This window comes from Nocardia sp. JCM 38205, assembly GCF_058222935.1.
Genome location: NZ_JBYHFL010000007.1, coordinates 1 through 15,560, shown reverse-complemented (window position 1 = coordinate 15,560; position 15,560 = coordinate 1). Strand labels below are relative to the sequence as shown.

Here is a 15,560-nt window from a genome sequence, read left to right as displayed (position 1 = left end):
GAGCGCACCGCGCGACCCCACCGGCGTCCGGCGCGTTCGCACCGACGGCCCACTGCGCCGCCGTGATTCACGCACTCGGCGCGGCGACCAACCCGAGTTCGGCATCGGAGGCCAGCAGCTCGCTGTGCGGCAACACCCGCACCGTGTAGCCCACCGCCCCCGACAGCGACACCGGTGCCTCGATCTCGAACAGCTCGAGACCCGAATCCGAGCCGGTGTGCTTCATCGGCATGGCCGTGACATCGGACAGGTCGTCGGTGGGCGAAACCCGCCCGAGCACCGCCTGCACCGTGACGTCGTCGGGCATCAGCCCGCCGAGGTCGATCCGCGCCGTCAGCGACAGCGGCGCCCCGATGATCGGCGTATCCGGCAGACCGGCGCTGTCGACCTGCACCACCCGCACCGACGGCCAGGCCGACTCCACCCGGCGGCGATATTCGGCCACCGCTCGGGCGCCGGCGAAATCATCGGCGACCGCGCGGCGGCAGGCGGCCGCGGCGGGCGCGTAGTAGTCGAGCGCGTAATCGCGCACCATCCGCGAGGCCAGCACCTTCGGTCCCAGCGTCTGGAGGGTGTGGCGCACCATCTCCACCCAGCGCACCGGCATCCCGGTGGCGTCGCGGTCGTAGAAGCGCGGGGCCACCGAACGCTCGAACAGCTCGTAGAGCGCTGCGGCCTCCAGATCGTCGCGGCGGTGTTCGTCGCGGATACCGTCGGCGGTGGGGATGGACCAGCCGTTCTCACCGTCGTACATCTCGTCCCACCAGCCATCCCTGATGGACAGGTTGAGCCCGCCGTTGAGCGCCGACTTCATGCCGGAGGTGCCGCAGGCCTCGAGCGGGCGCAGCGGATTGTTCAGCCACACATCGCAGCCCCAGTACAGATAGCGGGCCATGGACATGTCGTAATCGGGCAGGAAGACGATGCGGTGGCGCACCTCGGGATCGTCGGCGAAACGGACCACCTGCTGGATGAGCGCCTTGCCGCCGTCGTCGGCGGGATGGCTCTTACCGGCCACCACCAGCTGCATCGGGCGGTCCGGATCCAGCAGCAGCGACCGCAGCCGCTCGGGATCGCGCAGCATCAGCGTCAGCCGTTTGTAGGTGGGCACCCGGCGGGCGAAACCGACGGTCAGCACCTCGGGATCGAACACGCCGTCGATCCAGCCCAATTCGGCTTCGGCGGCGCCGCGCTGCAACCAGGACACCCGTAGCCTGCGGCGCACCTCGTCGACCAGGGTGGCGCGCAGCGTATTGCGCGTCGCCCATAGTTCGGCGGCGTCGATATCGCGGAGCTTCTCCCAGCCACGCGCCTCCTCGACGAGTTCGGCGCCGATCCGCTCGCGCGCCTTGTCGATCCACTCCCGCGCCGCCCAGGTGGGGGCGTGCACGCCGTTGGTGATCGAGCCGATGGGCACCTCCGCGGCATCGAACCCCGGCCACAGCGAGGCGAACATCTCCCGGCTGACCTCGCCGTGCAGCTTCGACACCCCGTTCGCGCGCTGCGCCAGCCGCAGCCCCATATGCGCCATGTTGAACACCGACGGATCCGACTCACGTCCGAGCCCGACGATGCGATCCACCGACAGACCCGGCAGCAGTGACGATTCGGCCTCCCCGTGCGGGCCACCGAAATACCTGCGCACCATCGGCATCGGGAACCGGTCGATACCGGCGGGCACCGGCGTATGCGTGGTGAACACGGTCCCGGCTCGCACCGCGGCCAGCGCGGCATCGAAATCGAGTCCGGCGGCCACATACTCGCGGATCCGCTCGAGTCCGAGGAAACCGGCGTGGCCCTCGTTCATATGGAACACGTCCGGATCGGGCAGCCCCTCGGCGTGGGTGTAGGCGCGCACCGCGCGCACACCGCCGATGCCGGCCAGGATCTCCTGTTTGATCCGGTGATCCTGATCGCCGCCGTAGAGCCGGTCGGTGACGGCGCGCAGTTCCGGATCGTTGTCGGCGATATCGGAATCCAGCAGCAGCAGCGGCACCCGCCCGACCTGCGCGATCCACACCCGGACGCGCAGCACCCGGCGATCGGGCATGCCCACATGGATCAGCACCGGCGAACCGTCGGCGGTCAGCAACCGCAGCGGCAAGCCCTGCGGGTCCAGCGCCGGATAGTGCTCGGCCTGCCAGCCGTCGGCGGTGAGCGACTGCCGGAAATAGCCCGAGCGATACAGCAGCCCGACTCCGATCAGCGGCAACCCGAGATCGGAGGCGGCCTTGAGATGATCGCCCGCCAGGATGCCGAGCCCGCCGGAGTAGTTCGGCAGCACCTCGGTGACGCCGAACTCCATCGAGAAATAGGCCACCCCGCGCACCTCGGTGCCGCGCCGCTGGAACCAGCCGGGGGTCTCCAGGTACTCGCGCAGATCCGCCGCAGCGGCGTCCACCCGGGCGGTGTAATCGGGGTCGGCGGCCAGCTCGTCGAGCCGTTCGGGCGGCACTTCCCCCAGCATCCGCACCGGATCGTGGCCCACCTCGAGCCAGCGCGCCGGGTCGAGTTCGGCGAACAGATCCTGCGTCGGCCCATGCCATGACCAGCGCAGATTCGTCGACAATTCGCCAAGCGCCGACAGGCGCTCGGGCAGATGGGCGCGGACTGTGAACCGACGCAGTGCCTTCACCAGCCGAACCCTACCCAACATTGTCAGCCCGGGTAGACCAGCACGATCCCCGCCCGGGCGCTCATCACATGGATCCCGGCGGCGACCGGTACGGTTGGGAACGTGACCGGCCGCATCGCTATCGATGACACTGCCCCGTTCATCCCCGGAGGCCGGCCCGCCAAGGCCGTCGTCGGCGAGGTGTTCCCGGTGCGCGCCGTGGTGTGGAGCGAAGGGCACGCGGCCGTCGCCGCCACCCTGGCGGTGCGCGGGCCGAGCTCCTCGCGCACCACGCGCATCCGGATGACTCCCGACTACGAACCCGACGTCTTCAACGCCACCTTCACCCCGAACGCCCCTGGCACCTGGACCTTCCGCATCGAGGGCTGGCGCGATCCGATCGCCACCTGGCGGGCCGCGGTGGAAGCGAAGCTGGCCGTCGGCCAGAGCGCCGCCGACCTGGCCAACGATCTGGAGCTGGGCGCCCGGTTGTTCGATCGCGCCGCGCAAGCGGTGCCGAAGAAGCAGTTCGAACGGTTGCGCGCGGTCGCGGCCGCTTTGCGCGGCGATGAGCAGCTGCCGGCCCGGGTGGCACCGGCGTTCACCGACGAGGTCGCCGAGATCCTGCGGGCGACGCCGCTACGCGACCTGGTGACCCGCGGCCCCCAGCACACCGTGCTGGTCGAGCGGCAGCGCGCGCTCTGCGGCGCCTGGTACGAATTCTTCCCGCGCTCCACCGGCGGCCGCGACGCCGAGGGCGCACCGGTGCACGGCACCTTCGCCACCGCCGCCAAGGAGCTGCCGCGCATCGCGGGCATGGGCTTCGACGTGGTCTACCTGCCGCCCATCCATCCCATCGGCACGGTGAACCGCAAGGGCCGCAACAATTCGCTCACCGCCGAACCGGGCGACGTCGGTTCACCATGGGCCATCGGCTCGGCCGAAGGCGGGCACGACGCCATCCATCCGGAACTGGGCACCGAAGACGATTTCGCCGATTTCGTCGCCACCGCCGAACGGCTCGGCCTCGAGGTGGCGCTCGACCTGGCCCTGCAATGCGCCCCCGACCACCCGTGGGTGCGCGACCATCCGGAATGGTTCACCACGCTGCCCGACGGCACCATCGCCTACGCGGAGAACCCGCCGAAGAAATACCAGGACATCTACCCCGTCGACTTCGACAACGACCCCGACGGCCTCTACGCCGAGGTACTGCGCGTGGTCCGGCATTGGATCGGGTTGGGCGTCAAGATCTTCCGCGTCGACAACCCGCACACCAAACCGGCCGATTTCTGGGAATGGCTGATCGCCACGGTGCGGCGTACCGACCCCGACGTGGTGTTCCTTTCCGAGGCGTTCACCCGTCCGGCGCGGCTGTACGGGCTGGCGCGCCGCGGATTCAGCCAGTCCTATACCTATTTCACCTGGCGCGTGCACAAATGGGAACTCACCGAATTCGGCCGTGAACTGGCCGCCAAGGCCGACGAAGCCCGCCCGAACCTCTTCGTCAACACCCCCGACATCCTGCACGAGAGCCTGCAACACGGCGGCCCAGGCATGTTCGCCATCCGCGCCGCGCTCGCCGCCACCCTCGCCCCCACCTGGGGCGTGTACTCCGGTTTCGAGCTGTTCGAGCATCAGGCTGTGCGCCCGGGTAGCGAGGAATACCTCGACTCGGAGAAGTACGAGCTGCGTCCACGGCCGTTCGCCGAGGCGCTGGCCCGCGGTGAATCGCTGGAACCCTGGCTGACCAGGCTCAACGAGATCCGGCGTGCCCATCCGGCGCTGCGTCAGCTGCGCTGCCTGCACTTCCACCACGTCGACAACGACGCCCTGCTGGCCTACTCGAAATTCGATCCGGCCACCGGCGACGCCGTCCTGGTGGTGGTGAACCTCAATCCGTTCGCCGCCGAACAGGGCATGCTCTCGCTGGATCTGCCGGCCATCGGCCGCGAATGGCACGATCATCCCGTGGTGTACGACGAGGTCAGCGGCGAGGAATACCACTGGGCGCAGACCAACTACGTGCGCCTCGACCCCACCAGAGCCGTCGCGCACATCCTCGCGCTACCACCGATCCCACAGGCCGCGCGCACCGAACTGGCCTTCCACAGGAACTTCTGATGAGCGGGGCCCGGCCGTGAAACGCCGCGACCTGATGCTGCTCGCCGCGGGCACCCACCCCGACCCGCACACCGTCCTCGGTGCGCATCCGCATCCGGACGGCACGGTGGTGCGGGTGCTGCGCCCGCACGCCGACACGGTGACCGCCCGCGTCGGCGGCGACGAACACCGGCTCGATTCGCTCGGGCACGGCGTCTTCGCCGGGGTGCTGCCGTATCCGGAGCTGCTGGACTACCGGATCGTCACCACCTATCCGGGCGGCCAGACCGTCGTCGGGGCCGACGGCTACCGCTTCCTGCCCACCCTCGGCGAACTCGACCTGCACCTGATCGGCGAAGGCAACCATCAGCGACTGTGGGAGGTACTGGGCGCGCACCCACGCCGCTACACCACCCTCGACGGCGAGGTGCACGGCACCTCGTTCGCGGTGTGGGCGCCCAACGCGCGCGGTGTCAGCGTGATGGGCGATTTCGACGGCTGGAGCGGGGCGGGCACACCCATGCGGTCGCTGGGCGGCTCGGGGATCTGGGAGCTGTTCGTGCCAGGAGTCGAACCCGGCACCCGATACAAGTACCGGGTGCACGGCGCGGACGGGCGCATCGTCGACCATGCCGATCCGTTCGCCTTCGCGACCGAGGTCCCGCCCGCCACGGCGTCGGTGGTCACCGAATCGCGGCATGTGTGGACCGACGACGCCTGGCTCGCCGCCCGCACCCTCACCGAACCCGGCCGAGCGCCGCTGAGCGTCTACGAAGTGCACCTCGGCTCCTGGCGGCCCGGCCTCAGCTACCGCGAACTCGCCGTGCAGCTGGCCGAATACGTGCGCGAGGCCGGCTTCACCCATATCGAACTGCTGCCCGTCGCCGAGCATCCCTTCGGCGGCTCCTGGGGCTACCAGGTCACCTCGTACTACGCGCCCACCGCCCGTTTCGGCACACCCGACGACTTCCGCGCCTTCGTCGACCACCTGCACGGCCAGGGCATCGGCGTGCTGCTCGACTGGGTGCCCGCGCACTTCCCACGCGACGAATGGGCCCTGGCCCGCTTCGACGGCACCCCGCTCTACGAGCACCCCGACCCGCGCCGCGGCGAACAACCCGACTGGGGCACCTACGTCTTCGACTTCGGCCGCAACGAGGTGCGCAACTTCCTCATCGCCAACGCCCGCTACTGGATCGAGGAATTCCACATCGACGGCCTGCGGGTCGACGCCGTCGCCTCGATGCTCTATCTCGATTACTCCCGCCGCGACGGCGAATGGGAACCCAATATGCACGGCGGCCGGGAGAACCTCGAGGCCGTCGACTTCCTCACCGAACTCAACGACCGCATCCACGGCGACCATCCGGGTGTGCTCACCATCGCCGAGGAATCCACCACCTGGCCAGGCGTCACCCGGGCCACCGAGGTCGGCGGGCTCGGTTTCTCCATGAAATGGAACATGGGATGGATGCACGACACCCTCGGCTACCTGGGGCGCGACCCGATCCACCGGTCCTGGCACCACAACGAGATCACCTTCTCACTGATGTACGCGTGGAGCGAGAACTATGTGCTGCCCATCAGCCACGACGAAGTGGTGCACGGCAAGGGCACACTCTGGACGCGGATGCCGGGCGACGACTACACGAAAGCCAGTGGCGTGCGCGCCCTGCTCGCCTACATGTGGGCCCACCCGGGCAAACAACTGCTGTTCATGGGCCAGGAGTTCGGCCAGTTCCGGGAATGGTCACACGACCGCGGGCTGGACTGGCACGAGCTGGACAACCCGCTGCACCGGGGCGTGCAGCGCGTCGTCCGCGATCTCAACGCCGTCTACCGCGCCCATCCGGCACTGTGGACCCAGGACACCACCCCCGGCGGCCACTCCTGGATCGAAGCCGACGACCGCGAACACAACGTGCTGGCCTTCCTGCGCTACGGCAGCGACGGCTCCGTCATCGCCTGCGTCTACAACTTCTCCGGCTCGGCCTACGACAAGTACCGCATCGGTCTCCCGACGGCCGGCCGCTGGACCGAGATCCTCAATACCGACGCCGTCGAATACGGCGGATCGGGAATGGGCAATCTCGGTGTGGTCGTCGCCGAGGAGCAGCCGTGGCATGGGCGGCCGGCGTCGGCGGTGATCGCGCTGGCGCCGTCGAGCGCGGTGTGGCTCGCCGCCGAACACTGATGAACGACCGGCACGACACGGTACGCAACAGAGGCATCGGCAGGTATGCCTCAATTTTCGAGCGAAGCGAGACCGAGCAGAGAGTTCGCGGCCCGTCGCGCGTTTCCGTTGCCGCTGCGCAAGCCGAAGGCGGGCAGCGGCTCCGAGAACGCGAGGCACCAGGGCGCCGCGAACACGCGGCGCCCCAGGTGACGCACATTCAGTACAGCGCGGCCGCCAGCTTGCGGCGCGCCGCCACCACGAACGGCTCCGCCTGATCGAACAGTTCGAACAGCTCCAGCAGCCGGGTGCGGACCTTGGTGCGGTCATCACCGGCGGTGCGCTTGACGACGCCGATCAGCCGATCGAACGCCGCTTCGGGGCGCTGGTGGAACAGTTCGATATCGGCGGCGTCGAGCTGGGCGTCGACATTGCCGGGGTCGGCGTCCGCCGTGGCGATCGCCGAATCCGGCAGCTGCTGAGCACGGGCCAGGAAACGCACCTGCCGGACCGCGGCCTTGGCCTCGGCGTTGTTCGGCTCGGCTTCGAGAATCGACTCGTACGCCGATTCCGCACCGGCCAGATCGCCCTGCTCCAGCAGCGCCTCGGCGGTGGCGAACCGCGGATCCTCGGCCGGCTGAGGTTGCCCGGCCTGGCCGCCTTCCAGCTTGCCCGCAACCGCGTCTACCACGGCCGCCAGCCACTGACGCACCTGCGGCTCCGGCTGCACGCCCTGGAAATCGGCCAGCGGCTGACCGCCCGCGACGGCGATCACCGTTGGAATGCCCTGCACCCCGAAGGCCTGCGCGATCCGCATATTGCTTTCGGCCTCGACGGTCGCCAGGTCCCAGCTGCCGTCGCCTGCACCGGCCAGCCGCTCCAGCAGCTGCACCAGTTCGACGCTGCCGGGGCTGCGCTGCGAATACAGCGCCACCACCACCGGCACCTGGGTCGAACGCCGAAGCACCTTGGTTTCGAAGTCGGCCTCGGTCACCGTGTATCCGCCTTCGGGGCCCGCACCCGCGGGCGGCTGCTTCAGGGCGGACAGATCCACCGCACCGGACATGGCGGCGGCGACGGCTGGCGAAGGACGACGAGCGGATGGTCGAGTCACGCCGTCCAGTTTGTCACGAAGAGACGGGTGCGGTGGCCGGGGCTTCGCTCACGGCGCTCGGCTGCGCCAGCTTGCCGGTGCGCGCCGCCCAGATTTCGAAGATCACGGTGCAGAACGGCGGGATGCTGGAGGCCAATGCGAGCACTGTGGTCTTCCAGTTCCAGTTCAGCTCACGCGAGGCCAGCAGGGCGCTCAGCACGAACAGGATGAAAATGCCGCCGTGGACGGGGCCGAAGATCTTCACACCGATCTCGTTGCCCGGATCGGGGATGTACTTGAACGCCATGCCGATCAGCAGGCCTGCCCACGACACCGCCTCGAGGATGGCGAAGAACCGGAACCTGCCCGTGACGGTACGCAGATCGTAAGAACCCATGGCCCCCATTGTGCCGCATGCACTACGACGAGTCGTAGTTGAACCGGTCACACTGGACAGAACGGACACCGACCCGCGCGCAGCCGGCGGGCACAGGGAGAACGACCGCGCCGGCGTACCTCGGTACACCGGCGCGTCCAGCACTACACCTTGATGATCAGCGCGTCACCCTGACCGCCACCGCCGCACAGCGCGGCCGCACCGATGCCACCGCCACGGCGCTTCAGCTCCAGCGCCAGGTGCAGCAGGATGCGCGCACCCGACATGCCGAGCGGGTGACCGATGGCGATGGCGCCACCGTTGACGTTCACCTTCTCCGGATCGATGCCCAGCTTGCGGGTGGACGCGATGCCGACCGCGGCGAACGCCTCATTGATCTCCACCAGATCCAGCTGCGACGGCTCGATGCCTTCCTTCGCGCACGCCTTGGCGATGGCATTGGCGGGCTGATCCTGCAGCGTCGAATCCGGACCGGCCACCACGCCGGCGGCGCCGATCTCGGCGATCCAGCTCAGCCCCAGCTCTTCGGCCTTGGCCTTGCTCATCACCACGACCGCGGCGGCGCCGTCGGAGATCTGCGAGGCCGAACCGGCGGTGATGGTGCCGTCCTTGCGGAACGCCGGGCGCAGCTTGGCCAGCGACTCGACGGTGGTGTCGGCGCGGATGCCCTCGTCCTCGGCGATCATGACCGGATCACCCTTACGCTGCGGCACCGCCACCGGGACGACCTCGTCGTCGAACACGCCGTTCTTCCACGCCGCGGCCGCGCGCTGATGCGAGGCCGCCGCGAACGCGTCCTGCTCCTCGCGGCTGATCGGCTCGGCATCGTTGCGGGTCTCGGTGAGCGCGCCCATCGCCTGATCGGTGAAGATGTCGTAGAGCCCGTCGTAGGCCATGTGGTCGCGCAGGTTCACATCGCCGTACTTGAAACCCTCGCGGCTCTTCTCCAGCAGATGCGGTGCCTGGCTCATCGACTCCTGGCCACCGGCGACGACGATCTCGTACTCGCCGGCCCGGATCAGCTGATCGGCCAGCGCGATGGCGTTGATGCCGGACAGACACACCTTGTTCAGCGTCAGCGCGGGCACATCCATCGGGATACCGCCGGCGACGGCCGCCTGCCGGGCCGGGATCTGACCCGCCCCCGCGGTGAGCACCTGGCCCATGATCACGTAATCGACCTGGTCGCCGCGCACACCGGCCTTCTCCAGCGCCGCCTTGATCGCGAAACCGCCCAGATCCGACCCGCTGAAATCCTTCAACCCGCCGAGCAGGCGGCCGACCGGGGTACGCGCACCGGACACGATCACGGAGTTGGTCACGACGAGCCTCGCCTTCTGCAGTTCACAGCATCGGTGGATCAGCGCTGCCCGCACCGCGGCGCGACGACAGCCTCGTACTCAACGGTAGCGGGTCCGGCCGCGACGACCCCGCGCAGGTACGCGCTACGTTCGAAGCGTGAGCACTACAACCGACTCGAACGAATTCATCCCCGCGGACTACGTGGTCGCCGTCGACCACGTCGGTATCGCGGTGCCCGACCTCGACGCCGCCGTCGCCTGGTACGCCACCAATCTCGGCATGGTGGAAACCCATCGCGAGGTGAACGAGGCGCAGGGCGTGCAAGAGGCCATGCTGTCGTGCCCGGCGGCCGCCGACGACGCGACTGCCTTGCAGTTGCTGGCCCCGCTCGACGAGACCTCCACCATCGCCAAATTCATCGAACGCAGCGGCCCCGGTCTTCAGCAGCTGGCCTACCGCGTCACCGACATCGAGGCGGTTTCCGCACATCTGCGCAGCCGCGGCCTGCGTTTGCTCTACGACGCCCCGCGCGCCGGAACCGCCGGGTCCAGCATCAATTTCGTGCATCCGAAGGATGCTGGTGGTGTGCTGGTGGAGTTGGTCGAGCCGAACCCGAATGTTACGCACTAGTACCAAGATCGGGGCGGAAGATCTCGTCTCGATGACATTCGCAGTCGACTCACCATCTACCCCACACAGGCTGTAGTTTGTTGGCCATGTCGTCACCTGAGTCCGATCGCAATCGCTTCGTTGCACTGCCCTTCACCGTTGTGCGCAAGGGTTATGCGCAAGACGAGGTGCGTAACTATTTCGACCGCTTCGATGCCGAACTGAGGGTCACCGCTACCGATCGTGATGCGGCCGCCGCGCAGGCTCGTAACCTTGCGAGCCAGCTCGAGGACGCGCGCGACGAGATCGATGAGCTCCGCAAGGAGGTCGACCGGCTGTCCGTGCCGCCGACCACCGCGGAAGGCATGAGCGACCGTATTTCTCGCATGCTGCGACTGGCCTCCGACGAGGCGTCCGAGGTCCGCGCCCTGGCGCAGGCCGAGGCCGCGGAAATGGTGTCGATCGCCGAGCAGCAGGCCACCGAGATGCGTGGCAAGTACGAGTCGCTGCTCGCCGAGACCAAGGAAAAGCGCGAAGCGCTCGAAATCGAGTTCGAGCAAACACTGGCGAACGCGCGCACCGAAGCAGCCAAGATCATCGAAGCCGCCCAGGCCGAGGCCGACCGCATCGGCAAGGAGGCCGAAGCCAAGCGCAAGGCCGCCCAGCAGGACTTCGAAGTCACCATGGCCGAGCGTCGCACCAAGCTCACCCGTGCCATGGAAGAGCTGGAGGCCACCAGCCGCGCCGAGGCCGCGCAGCGGATCAAGGACGCCACCGACGAGGCCAACCGCCTCATCACCTCGGCCACCCAGACCAGCGAGCGCAAGATCGCGCACGCCAAGGAACTGGCCGAAGAGATGCGCGTGCTGCGCGGGCGCGTCCTGGCCCAGCTGCTCGGCATCCGCGGCCAGCTGGATTCGGTTCCGGCGATGCTTGCGGCGGTCAACCGGGAGAGCGAGCTGCTCGACGGTGTGCCCGACCAGCAGCGCAAGTCGATCAGCGGCAGCGGCACCAAGTCCGTCACGGGTTCGCGCACCAAGGCCATCCCCGAGGTCACGCCCGAAGAAGACGACGTGGTCGACGAAGAGCGTGAGAACGCCGAGATCAGCAACTAACTGATTTCGGGCCTGCGCGGCGACAGAACACCATCAGCACCGAAGGCCGCCCCTACGGGGGCGGCCTTCCTCGTGTTCGGAGCCGGCTCGGGCTCCGAACCAGCCACCCGCGATGGCCGGTCAACTCCCCGCGACCACCACCTTGCCGAACGACTCACCCGAGCGCAGGTAGTCGTAGGCCGCCGCAGCCTCGTCGAAGCCGAATTCGCGGTCGATCACCGGGCGCAGCCGATGCTCGGTGATCACACGATTCATCGCCTCGAAGCCGGCGCGGCTGCCCACCGCGATCCGCCGGATCGACAGATACGACGAGCCGAAGGGATTATCCGGCAGGGTCGTTCCCGGCGCCGGCATCATCGCGCCGATCATCGTCACCATCGAGTTGTAGGCACCGGCTCGAACCGACTGCTCGAGAGTCGGCAGACCCACGGCGTCGACGACGTGCTCCACCCCGTGGCCGCCGGTCAGTTCGAAGACGGCCATGCCCCACTCCGGCGTCTCGTTCCGATCGATCACCGTGTCCGCCCCGAGTGCGCGCAGTCGCCGCGCCTTGGCCGCACTAGAGGTGATCGCGATGATCTCCGCGCCGAGAATCTTCGCGAACTGGATCGTGAACAGCGCGACCGCGCCGCTGCCGACGGTCAGCACCCGCTCGCCCGGACGCACCGGTGCCGGGGTGGTGAGCGCCGACCACGCCACCACACCGGCGCAGGTCAGCGTGGCGGCCTCGGCATCGGTCAGCTGCGCGGGCACGTGCACGATCGAATCCTCCTCCACCACTGCGTAGGTGGCCAGGAAGCCATGGCGGTTGGTGCCGTACTGTTCGGCGGCCAGCGCCAAGGTCTGCGGACCGTCGACCCAATGCACGAAATAGCTCGCGGTGATCCGATCACCGAGCGCGGCGCGGGTGACACCTTCGCCCAGCGCGATCACCTCGCCGACGCCGTCACACAACGGCACGGTGCCCGGTGTGAGCGGCAGCGGATAGGTTCCGTCGAGCAGCATCAGGTCACGCCGGTTCACCGAGGCCGCGCGGACCCGGATGACCACCTGGCGTGGACCGGGTTCGGGCCGCCGCTGGGCGCCGACGATGAGGCCGTGCCGCGGATCCGCCCGATAGGCCAGGGCATTCACCGTGATCCCTCGATGAACTGGTGGTCGAACACGATCCGGCCGTCGGCATCGAGAGCGAGCAGATCGAAACCGCCGCCCTGCGGCTCGCCGTCGTCGCGGCGGTTCATCGTCCAGGCGACACCGACCGTGTTCGCGGGCAGTGCGACGGCTGGTCCGGCCGCGGCGAAGACGTATTCGCCACTGGCGAGGAACATTTCATAGGCGCGGGTGACCCGGCGTTCGAGAGCGTCGTAGCCGTGCACGCTGAGCGGCGGGGCCGGAATGGACAGGTCGGCGGCGGCCTTGCGGGCCTCGGCCGGCGGGTCGACCAGCAGCTGCATGCCGTCGACGGTGAACAGTTCCTCGATCCGGGCGCGGCGGGCAGTGGGGTCTGCTTCGTTCCAGAGTGCTACATAGCGGGTGGCGATGTCGTTGTTGCTCATGGCGGAAACTCTGCCGGGGCGAACGTCGACCCGCGATTCCCCGCAGGGAATGACTCGGCCGGTGTCCGCGCACGATGGCTCATACCCTGGCGGGAATGGCGCGCGGTGCCCCCACACGGTTGACTCGCACCATGACGACCGCGCAGACCACCGCATTCGGCCCCCAACTGCGCCGCTGGCGCACGCTGCGCCGGGTCAGTCAGCTCGACTTGGCCATTCGCGCGGAGACGAGTCAGCGCTACGTGAGCTTCCTCGAACAGGGCCGGTCCCAGCCGGGACGCACCATGGTCGTCCGCCTGGCCGAATCCCTCGAACTGCCCCTGCGTGATCGCAACAACCTGCTGTTGTCCGCCGGTTTCGCGCCGGTGTTCCCGGAAAGCGATCTGGCCGCCCCGGAGTTGGTGCCGATCCGCGAAGCGCTCGCCGCGGTGCTCGACGGACACCTGCCCTACCCCGCCCTGGTAGCGCGCCCGCGCGGCGAACTGGTGACGGCCAATGCCGCGTTCGACCTGTTCACCGAGGGTGTCGCCGACCATCTACTGCGCGCACCGATCAACGTCCTGCGGTTGGCCCTGCACCCCGACGGTGTGGCGCCCCGTGTGATCAACCTGCCGGAATGGGGCAGGCACATCATCGACTCCTTGCGCAGCCGCGCGGCCCTCACCCTGGACCCCGCCGTGGACGCCCTCATCACGGAACTGTCGGGCTACTTGCCCACCGTCACTCCCGGCCCCGACCATCTCGGCTTCGCCGTGCCCTTGCACCTGCGCACCGACGACGGCGACCTGCGGCTGATCACCACACTCACCTCGTTCGCCACCGCCACCGACGTCACCGTTGCCGAACTCCATCTCGAGGCATTCCTGCCCGCCGACGAGCAGACCGCTCGCGTCCTGCGCCTGCGCGCGTCACGGCGCTGAGCGCGGCCGTCGGCGGCCTCAGGACCAGCGTCGGGTGATGCCTCGCGTGCGCCTGCCGTTCCAGCAGCCGCGGTGCCAGTGCCTGCGATCGTCCTCGCCGCCGTAGGCCGGCCAGGCGACGATATGCGCGACGCCGGGCATGATCTCGTGATCGCAGCCGGGGCACCGGTAGGTCTTCACCGCCCGAGTGCCGGGGATCGTGCGCACCACATACAACTCGTCGCCGGGGCCCGGCTCGGTGCGTCCGAACACATCGCCGAGCGGGCGCTCGGACGGCGCATCCGTCCGGCGCGCTGGGCGCGGTTTACGGCGGGGCATGGGTCCAAGCTTAGAAGAGCCGGAACTCGTTGCTCTCCGTGCCGCGCAGGGCGTCGTAATCCAGCGTCAGGCACCGTATTCCACGGTCCTCGGCGAGCGTGCGGGCTTGCGGCTTGATCTGCTGGGCCGCGAACACTCCCGCCACCGGTGCCAGCAGCGGGTCACGGTTGAGCAGTTCGAGGTAGCGGGTGAGCTGTTCGACGCCGTCGATCTCACCGCGCCGCTTGATCTCCACCGCGACCGTAGCCCCGTCGGCGTCGCGGCACAGCAGGTCCACCGGGCCGATCGCCGTCATGTACTCACGCCGGATCAGCGTGTAGCCGGGCCCGAGCGTTTGCACGTGCTCGGCCAGCAGCTCCTGAAGATGAGCCTCCACACCGTCTTTCACCAGCCCCGGATCCACCCCGAGCTCATGCTTGGAATCGTGCTCGATCTCCTCGACGGTGATCCGCAGTTCCTCGCCCGCCTTGTTGGTGACCACCCACAGCGCCCCCGCGCCGTCGCCGTCGCGCTCCTCCATCCAGCAGGGCGGACTCATCCAGTTCAGCGGCTTGTACGACCCACCGTCGGAATGCACCAGCACCGACCCGTCCGCCTTCATCAGCAACAGCCTCTTGGCCATCGGCAGATGAGCGGTGAGCCGACCGACGTAGTCGACCTGACAGCGAGCAATCACGAGGCGCACCGGGACGAGTGTAGGGGGCGGGCTTACCCCGGCTCGAGCGGGCTCAGCCGACAGCGGTCAGTTCGGCAGGGCGAAACAGTAGGTCGCGTCTCTTCTCTGTTCACGAAGTGGAATTTGCCGAGCAGGATCATGTCCATCCGGCGGCCGGCATCGGCGCACTCGACCTCGCGATCGGCGTCGGTGACGATCTCCGAAGCTACGATCTTCTTCGTCGCAGCCGGATCGGCACAGTCCAACGCCTGCTGCCGTCGTACGGGTTCGTCACGAATCCCCCTCGCTTCCAATCCAACTCGGTCACGTCGGCCAGCCACCCTAACGATGAACCCCAGAAACGACGAAGGCCCCCGACCGTGGTCGGGGGCCTTCGTGAAAGGATGTTCCGGCGGTGTCCTACTCTCCCACACCCTGTCGAGTGCAGTACCATCGGCGCAGGTGGCCTTAGCTTCCGGGTTCGGAATGGGACCGGGCGTTTCCCCACCGCTATAGCCGCCGTAACTCTATGAAACTATCCACGCCAGCGCGCCCCGCACCGGGGCAAGCGAGCATGCGTGTGTTGTTTCAGATACTGCACAGTGGACGCGTAGCTTCTTTGTTGGTAAGTCCTCGGCCTATTAGTACCAGTCACCTCCACCCGTTACCGGGCTTCCAGTTCTGGCCTATCAACCCCATGGTCTG

Annotated in this window: 13 protein-coding genes and 2 rRNA genes; 5 read left to right on the top strand and 10 right to left on the bottom strand. The window is 68.3% G+C overall.

Annotation, left to right across the window (positions count from 1 at the left end; all coding sequences use genetic code 11):
- Positions 1–67 precede the first annotated feature (67 nt).
- The gene (glgP, locus tag AC4HOU_RS23905; protein ID WP_490725308.1) at positions 68–2,635 is read right to left on the bottom strand and encodes an alpha-glucan family phosphorylase; all 2,568 of its coding nucleotides are present in this window, start codon (positions 2,633–2,635) and stop codon (positions 68–70) included.
- A gap of 102 nt (positions 2,636–2,737) precedes the next feature.
- On the opposite strand from glgP, the gene AC4HOU_RS23900 reads away from it, so the two are divergent.
- Together AC4HOU_RS23900 and glgB are read left to right on the top strand one after the other, a co-directional pair.
- Positions 2,738–4,738: an alpha-1,4-glucan--maltose-1-phosphate maltosyltransferase gene (locus AC4HOU_RS23900; RefSeq protein ID WP_490725307.1), complete on the top strand. Its 2,001-nt coding sequence runs from the start codon at positions 2,738–2,740 to the stop codon at positions 4,736–4,738.
- Positions 4,739–4,772: 34 nt separating this feature from the next.
- Positions 4,773–6,911 carry a 1,4-alpha-glucan branching protein GlgB gene (gene glgB / locus AC4HOU_RS23895; protein ID WP_490725411.1) on the top strand — a complete coding sequence of 713 codons (2,139 nt, stop codon included), beginning with the start codon at positions 4,773–4,775 and terminating at the stop codon, positions 6,909–6,911.
- A 199-nt stretch (positions 6,912–7,110) separates the two neighbouring features.
- Here the strand turns inward: glgB and AC4HOU_RS23890 are convergent, their stop codons facing one another.
- The 3 genes from AC4HOU_RS23890 to AC4HOU_RS23880 all read right to left on the bottom strand — a co-directional run bounded on the left by AC4HOU_RS23890 (position 7,111) and on the right by AC4HOU_RS23880 (position 9,702).
- The gene (locus AC4HOU_RS23890; protein WP_163817687.1) at positions 7,111–7,956 is read right to left on the bottom strand and encodes a tetratricopeptide repeat protein; all 846 of its coding nucleotides are present in this window, start codon (positions 7,954–7,956) and stop codon (positions 7,111–7,113) included.
- Between the two features lie 61 nt (positions 7,957–8,017).
- Complete coding sequence (locus AC4HOU_RS23885; protein WP_175586024.1) at positions 8,018–8,389, bottom strand: DUF3817 domain-containing protein; 372 nt, start codon at positions 8,387–8,389, stop codon at positions 8,018–8,020.
- A 134-nt stretch (positions 8,390–8,523) separates the two neighbouring features.
- Positions 8,524–9,702, bottom strand: coding sequence for an acetyl-CoA C-acetyltransferase (locus AC4HOU_RS23880; protein WP_195021497.1), 1,179 nt, complete (start codon positions 9,700–9,702; stop codon positions 8,524–8,526).
- 136 nt (positions 9,703–9,838) lie between these two features.
- Here AC4HOU_RS23880 and mce point away from each other — a divergent pair, with 136 nt between their 5' ends.
- Positions 9,839–10,312 carry a methylmalonyl-CoA epimerase gene (mce, locus tag AC4HOU_RS23875; RefSeq protein ID WP_194991975.1) on the top strand — a complete coding sequence of 158 codons (474 nt, stop codon included), beginning with the start codon at positions 9,839–9,841 and terminating at the stop codon, positions 10,310–10,312.
- Between the two features lie 86 nt (positions 10,313–10,398).
- A complete protein-coding gene (locus tag AC4HOU_RS23870) occupies positions 10,399–11,406 on the top strand; it encodes a coiled-coil domain-containing protein (protein WP_163817669.1) in 1,008 nt (335 codons plus the stop codon).
- 120 nt (positions 11,407–11,526) lie between these two features.
- On the opposite strand, the gene AC4HOU_RS23865 is transcribed toward AC4HOU_RS23870, so the two are convergent.
- Both AC4HOU_RS23865 and AC4HOU_RS23860 read right to left on the bottom strand, forming a co-directional pair.
- The gene (locus tag AC4HOU_RS23865; protein ID WP_490725305.1) at positions 11,527–12,540 is read right to left on the bottom strand and encodes a zinc-dependent alcohol dehydrogenase family protein; all 1,014 of its coding nucleotides are present in this window, start codon (positions 12,538–12,540) and stop codon (positions 11,527–11,529) included.
- Positions 12,537–12,962 (bottom strand): hypothetical protein, encoded by a 426-nt coding sequence (locus tag AC4HOU_RS23860; RefSeq protein WP_280213420.1) that lies wholly within the window; start codon positions 12,960–12,962, stop codon positions 12,537–12,539. The genes AC4HOU_RS23865 and AC4HOU_RS23860 overlap by 4 nt, the downstream gene beginning before the upstream one ends.
- 131 nt (positions 12,963–13,093) lie before the next feature.
- Between AC4HOU_RS23860 and AC4HOU_RS23855 the strand changes: the two genes are divergently transcribed.
- A complete protein-coding gene (locus tag AC4HOU_RS23855) occupies positions 13,094–13,882 on the top strand; it encodes a helix-turn-helix domain-containing protein (protein WP_490725304.1) in 789 nt (262 codons plus the stop codon).
- Between the two features lie 18 nt (positions 13,883–13,900).
- Here the strand turns inward: AC4HOU_RS23855 and AC4HOU_RS23850 are convergent, their stop codons facing one another.
- The 4 genes from AC4HOU_RS23850 to AC4HOU_RS23835 form a co-directional block, all read right to left on the bottom strand.
- On the bottom strand, positions 13,901–14,200 hold the full coding sequence (locus tag AC4HOU_RS23850; protein ID WP_195021499.1) for an Rv1322 family protein: 300 nt from the start codon (positions 14,198–14,200) through the stop codon (positions 13,901–13,903).
- 10 nt (positions 14,201–14,210) lie between these two features.
- Positions 14,211–14,885: an endonuclease NucS gene (nucS, locus tag AC4HOU_RS23845; protein WP_138457645.1), complete on the bottom strand. Its 675-nt coding sequence runs from the start codon at positions 14,883–14,885 to the stop codon at positions 14,211–14,213.
- 377 nt (positions 14,886–15,262) lie between these two features.
- Positions 15,263–15,379, bottom strand: a 5S ribosomal RNA gene (gene rrf / locus AC4HOU_RS23840).
- Positions 15,380–15,476: 97 nt separating this feature from the next.
- Positions 15,477–15,560: ribosomal RNA gene (locus AC4HOU_RS23835) — 23S ribosomal RNA — on the bottom strand; the annotation flags it as partial.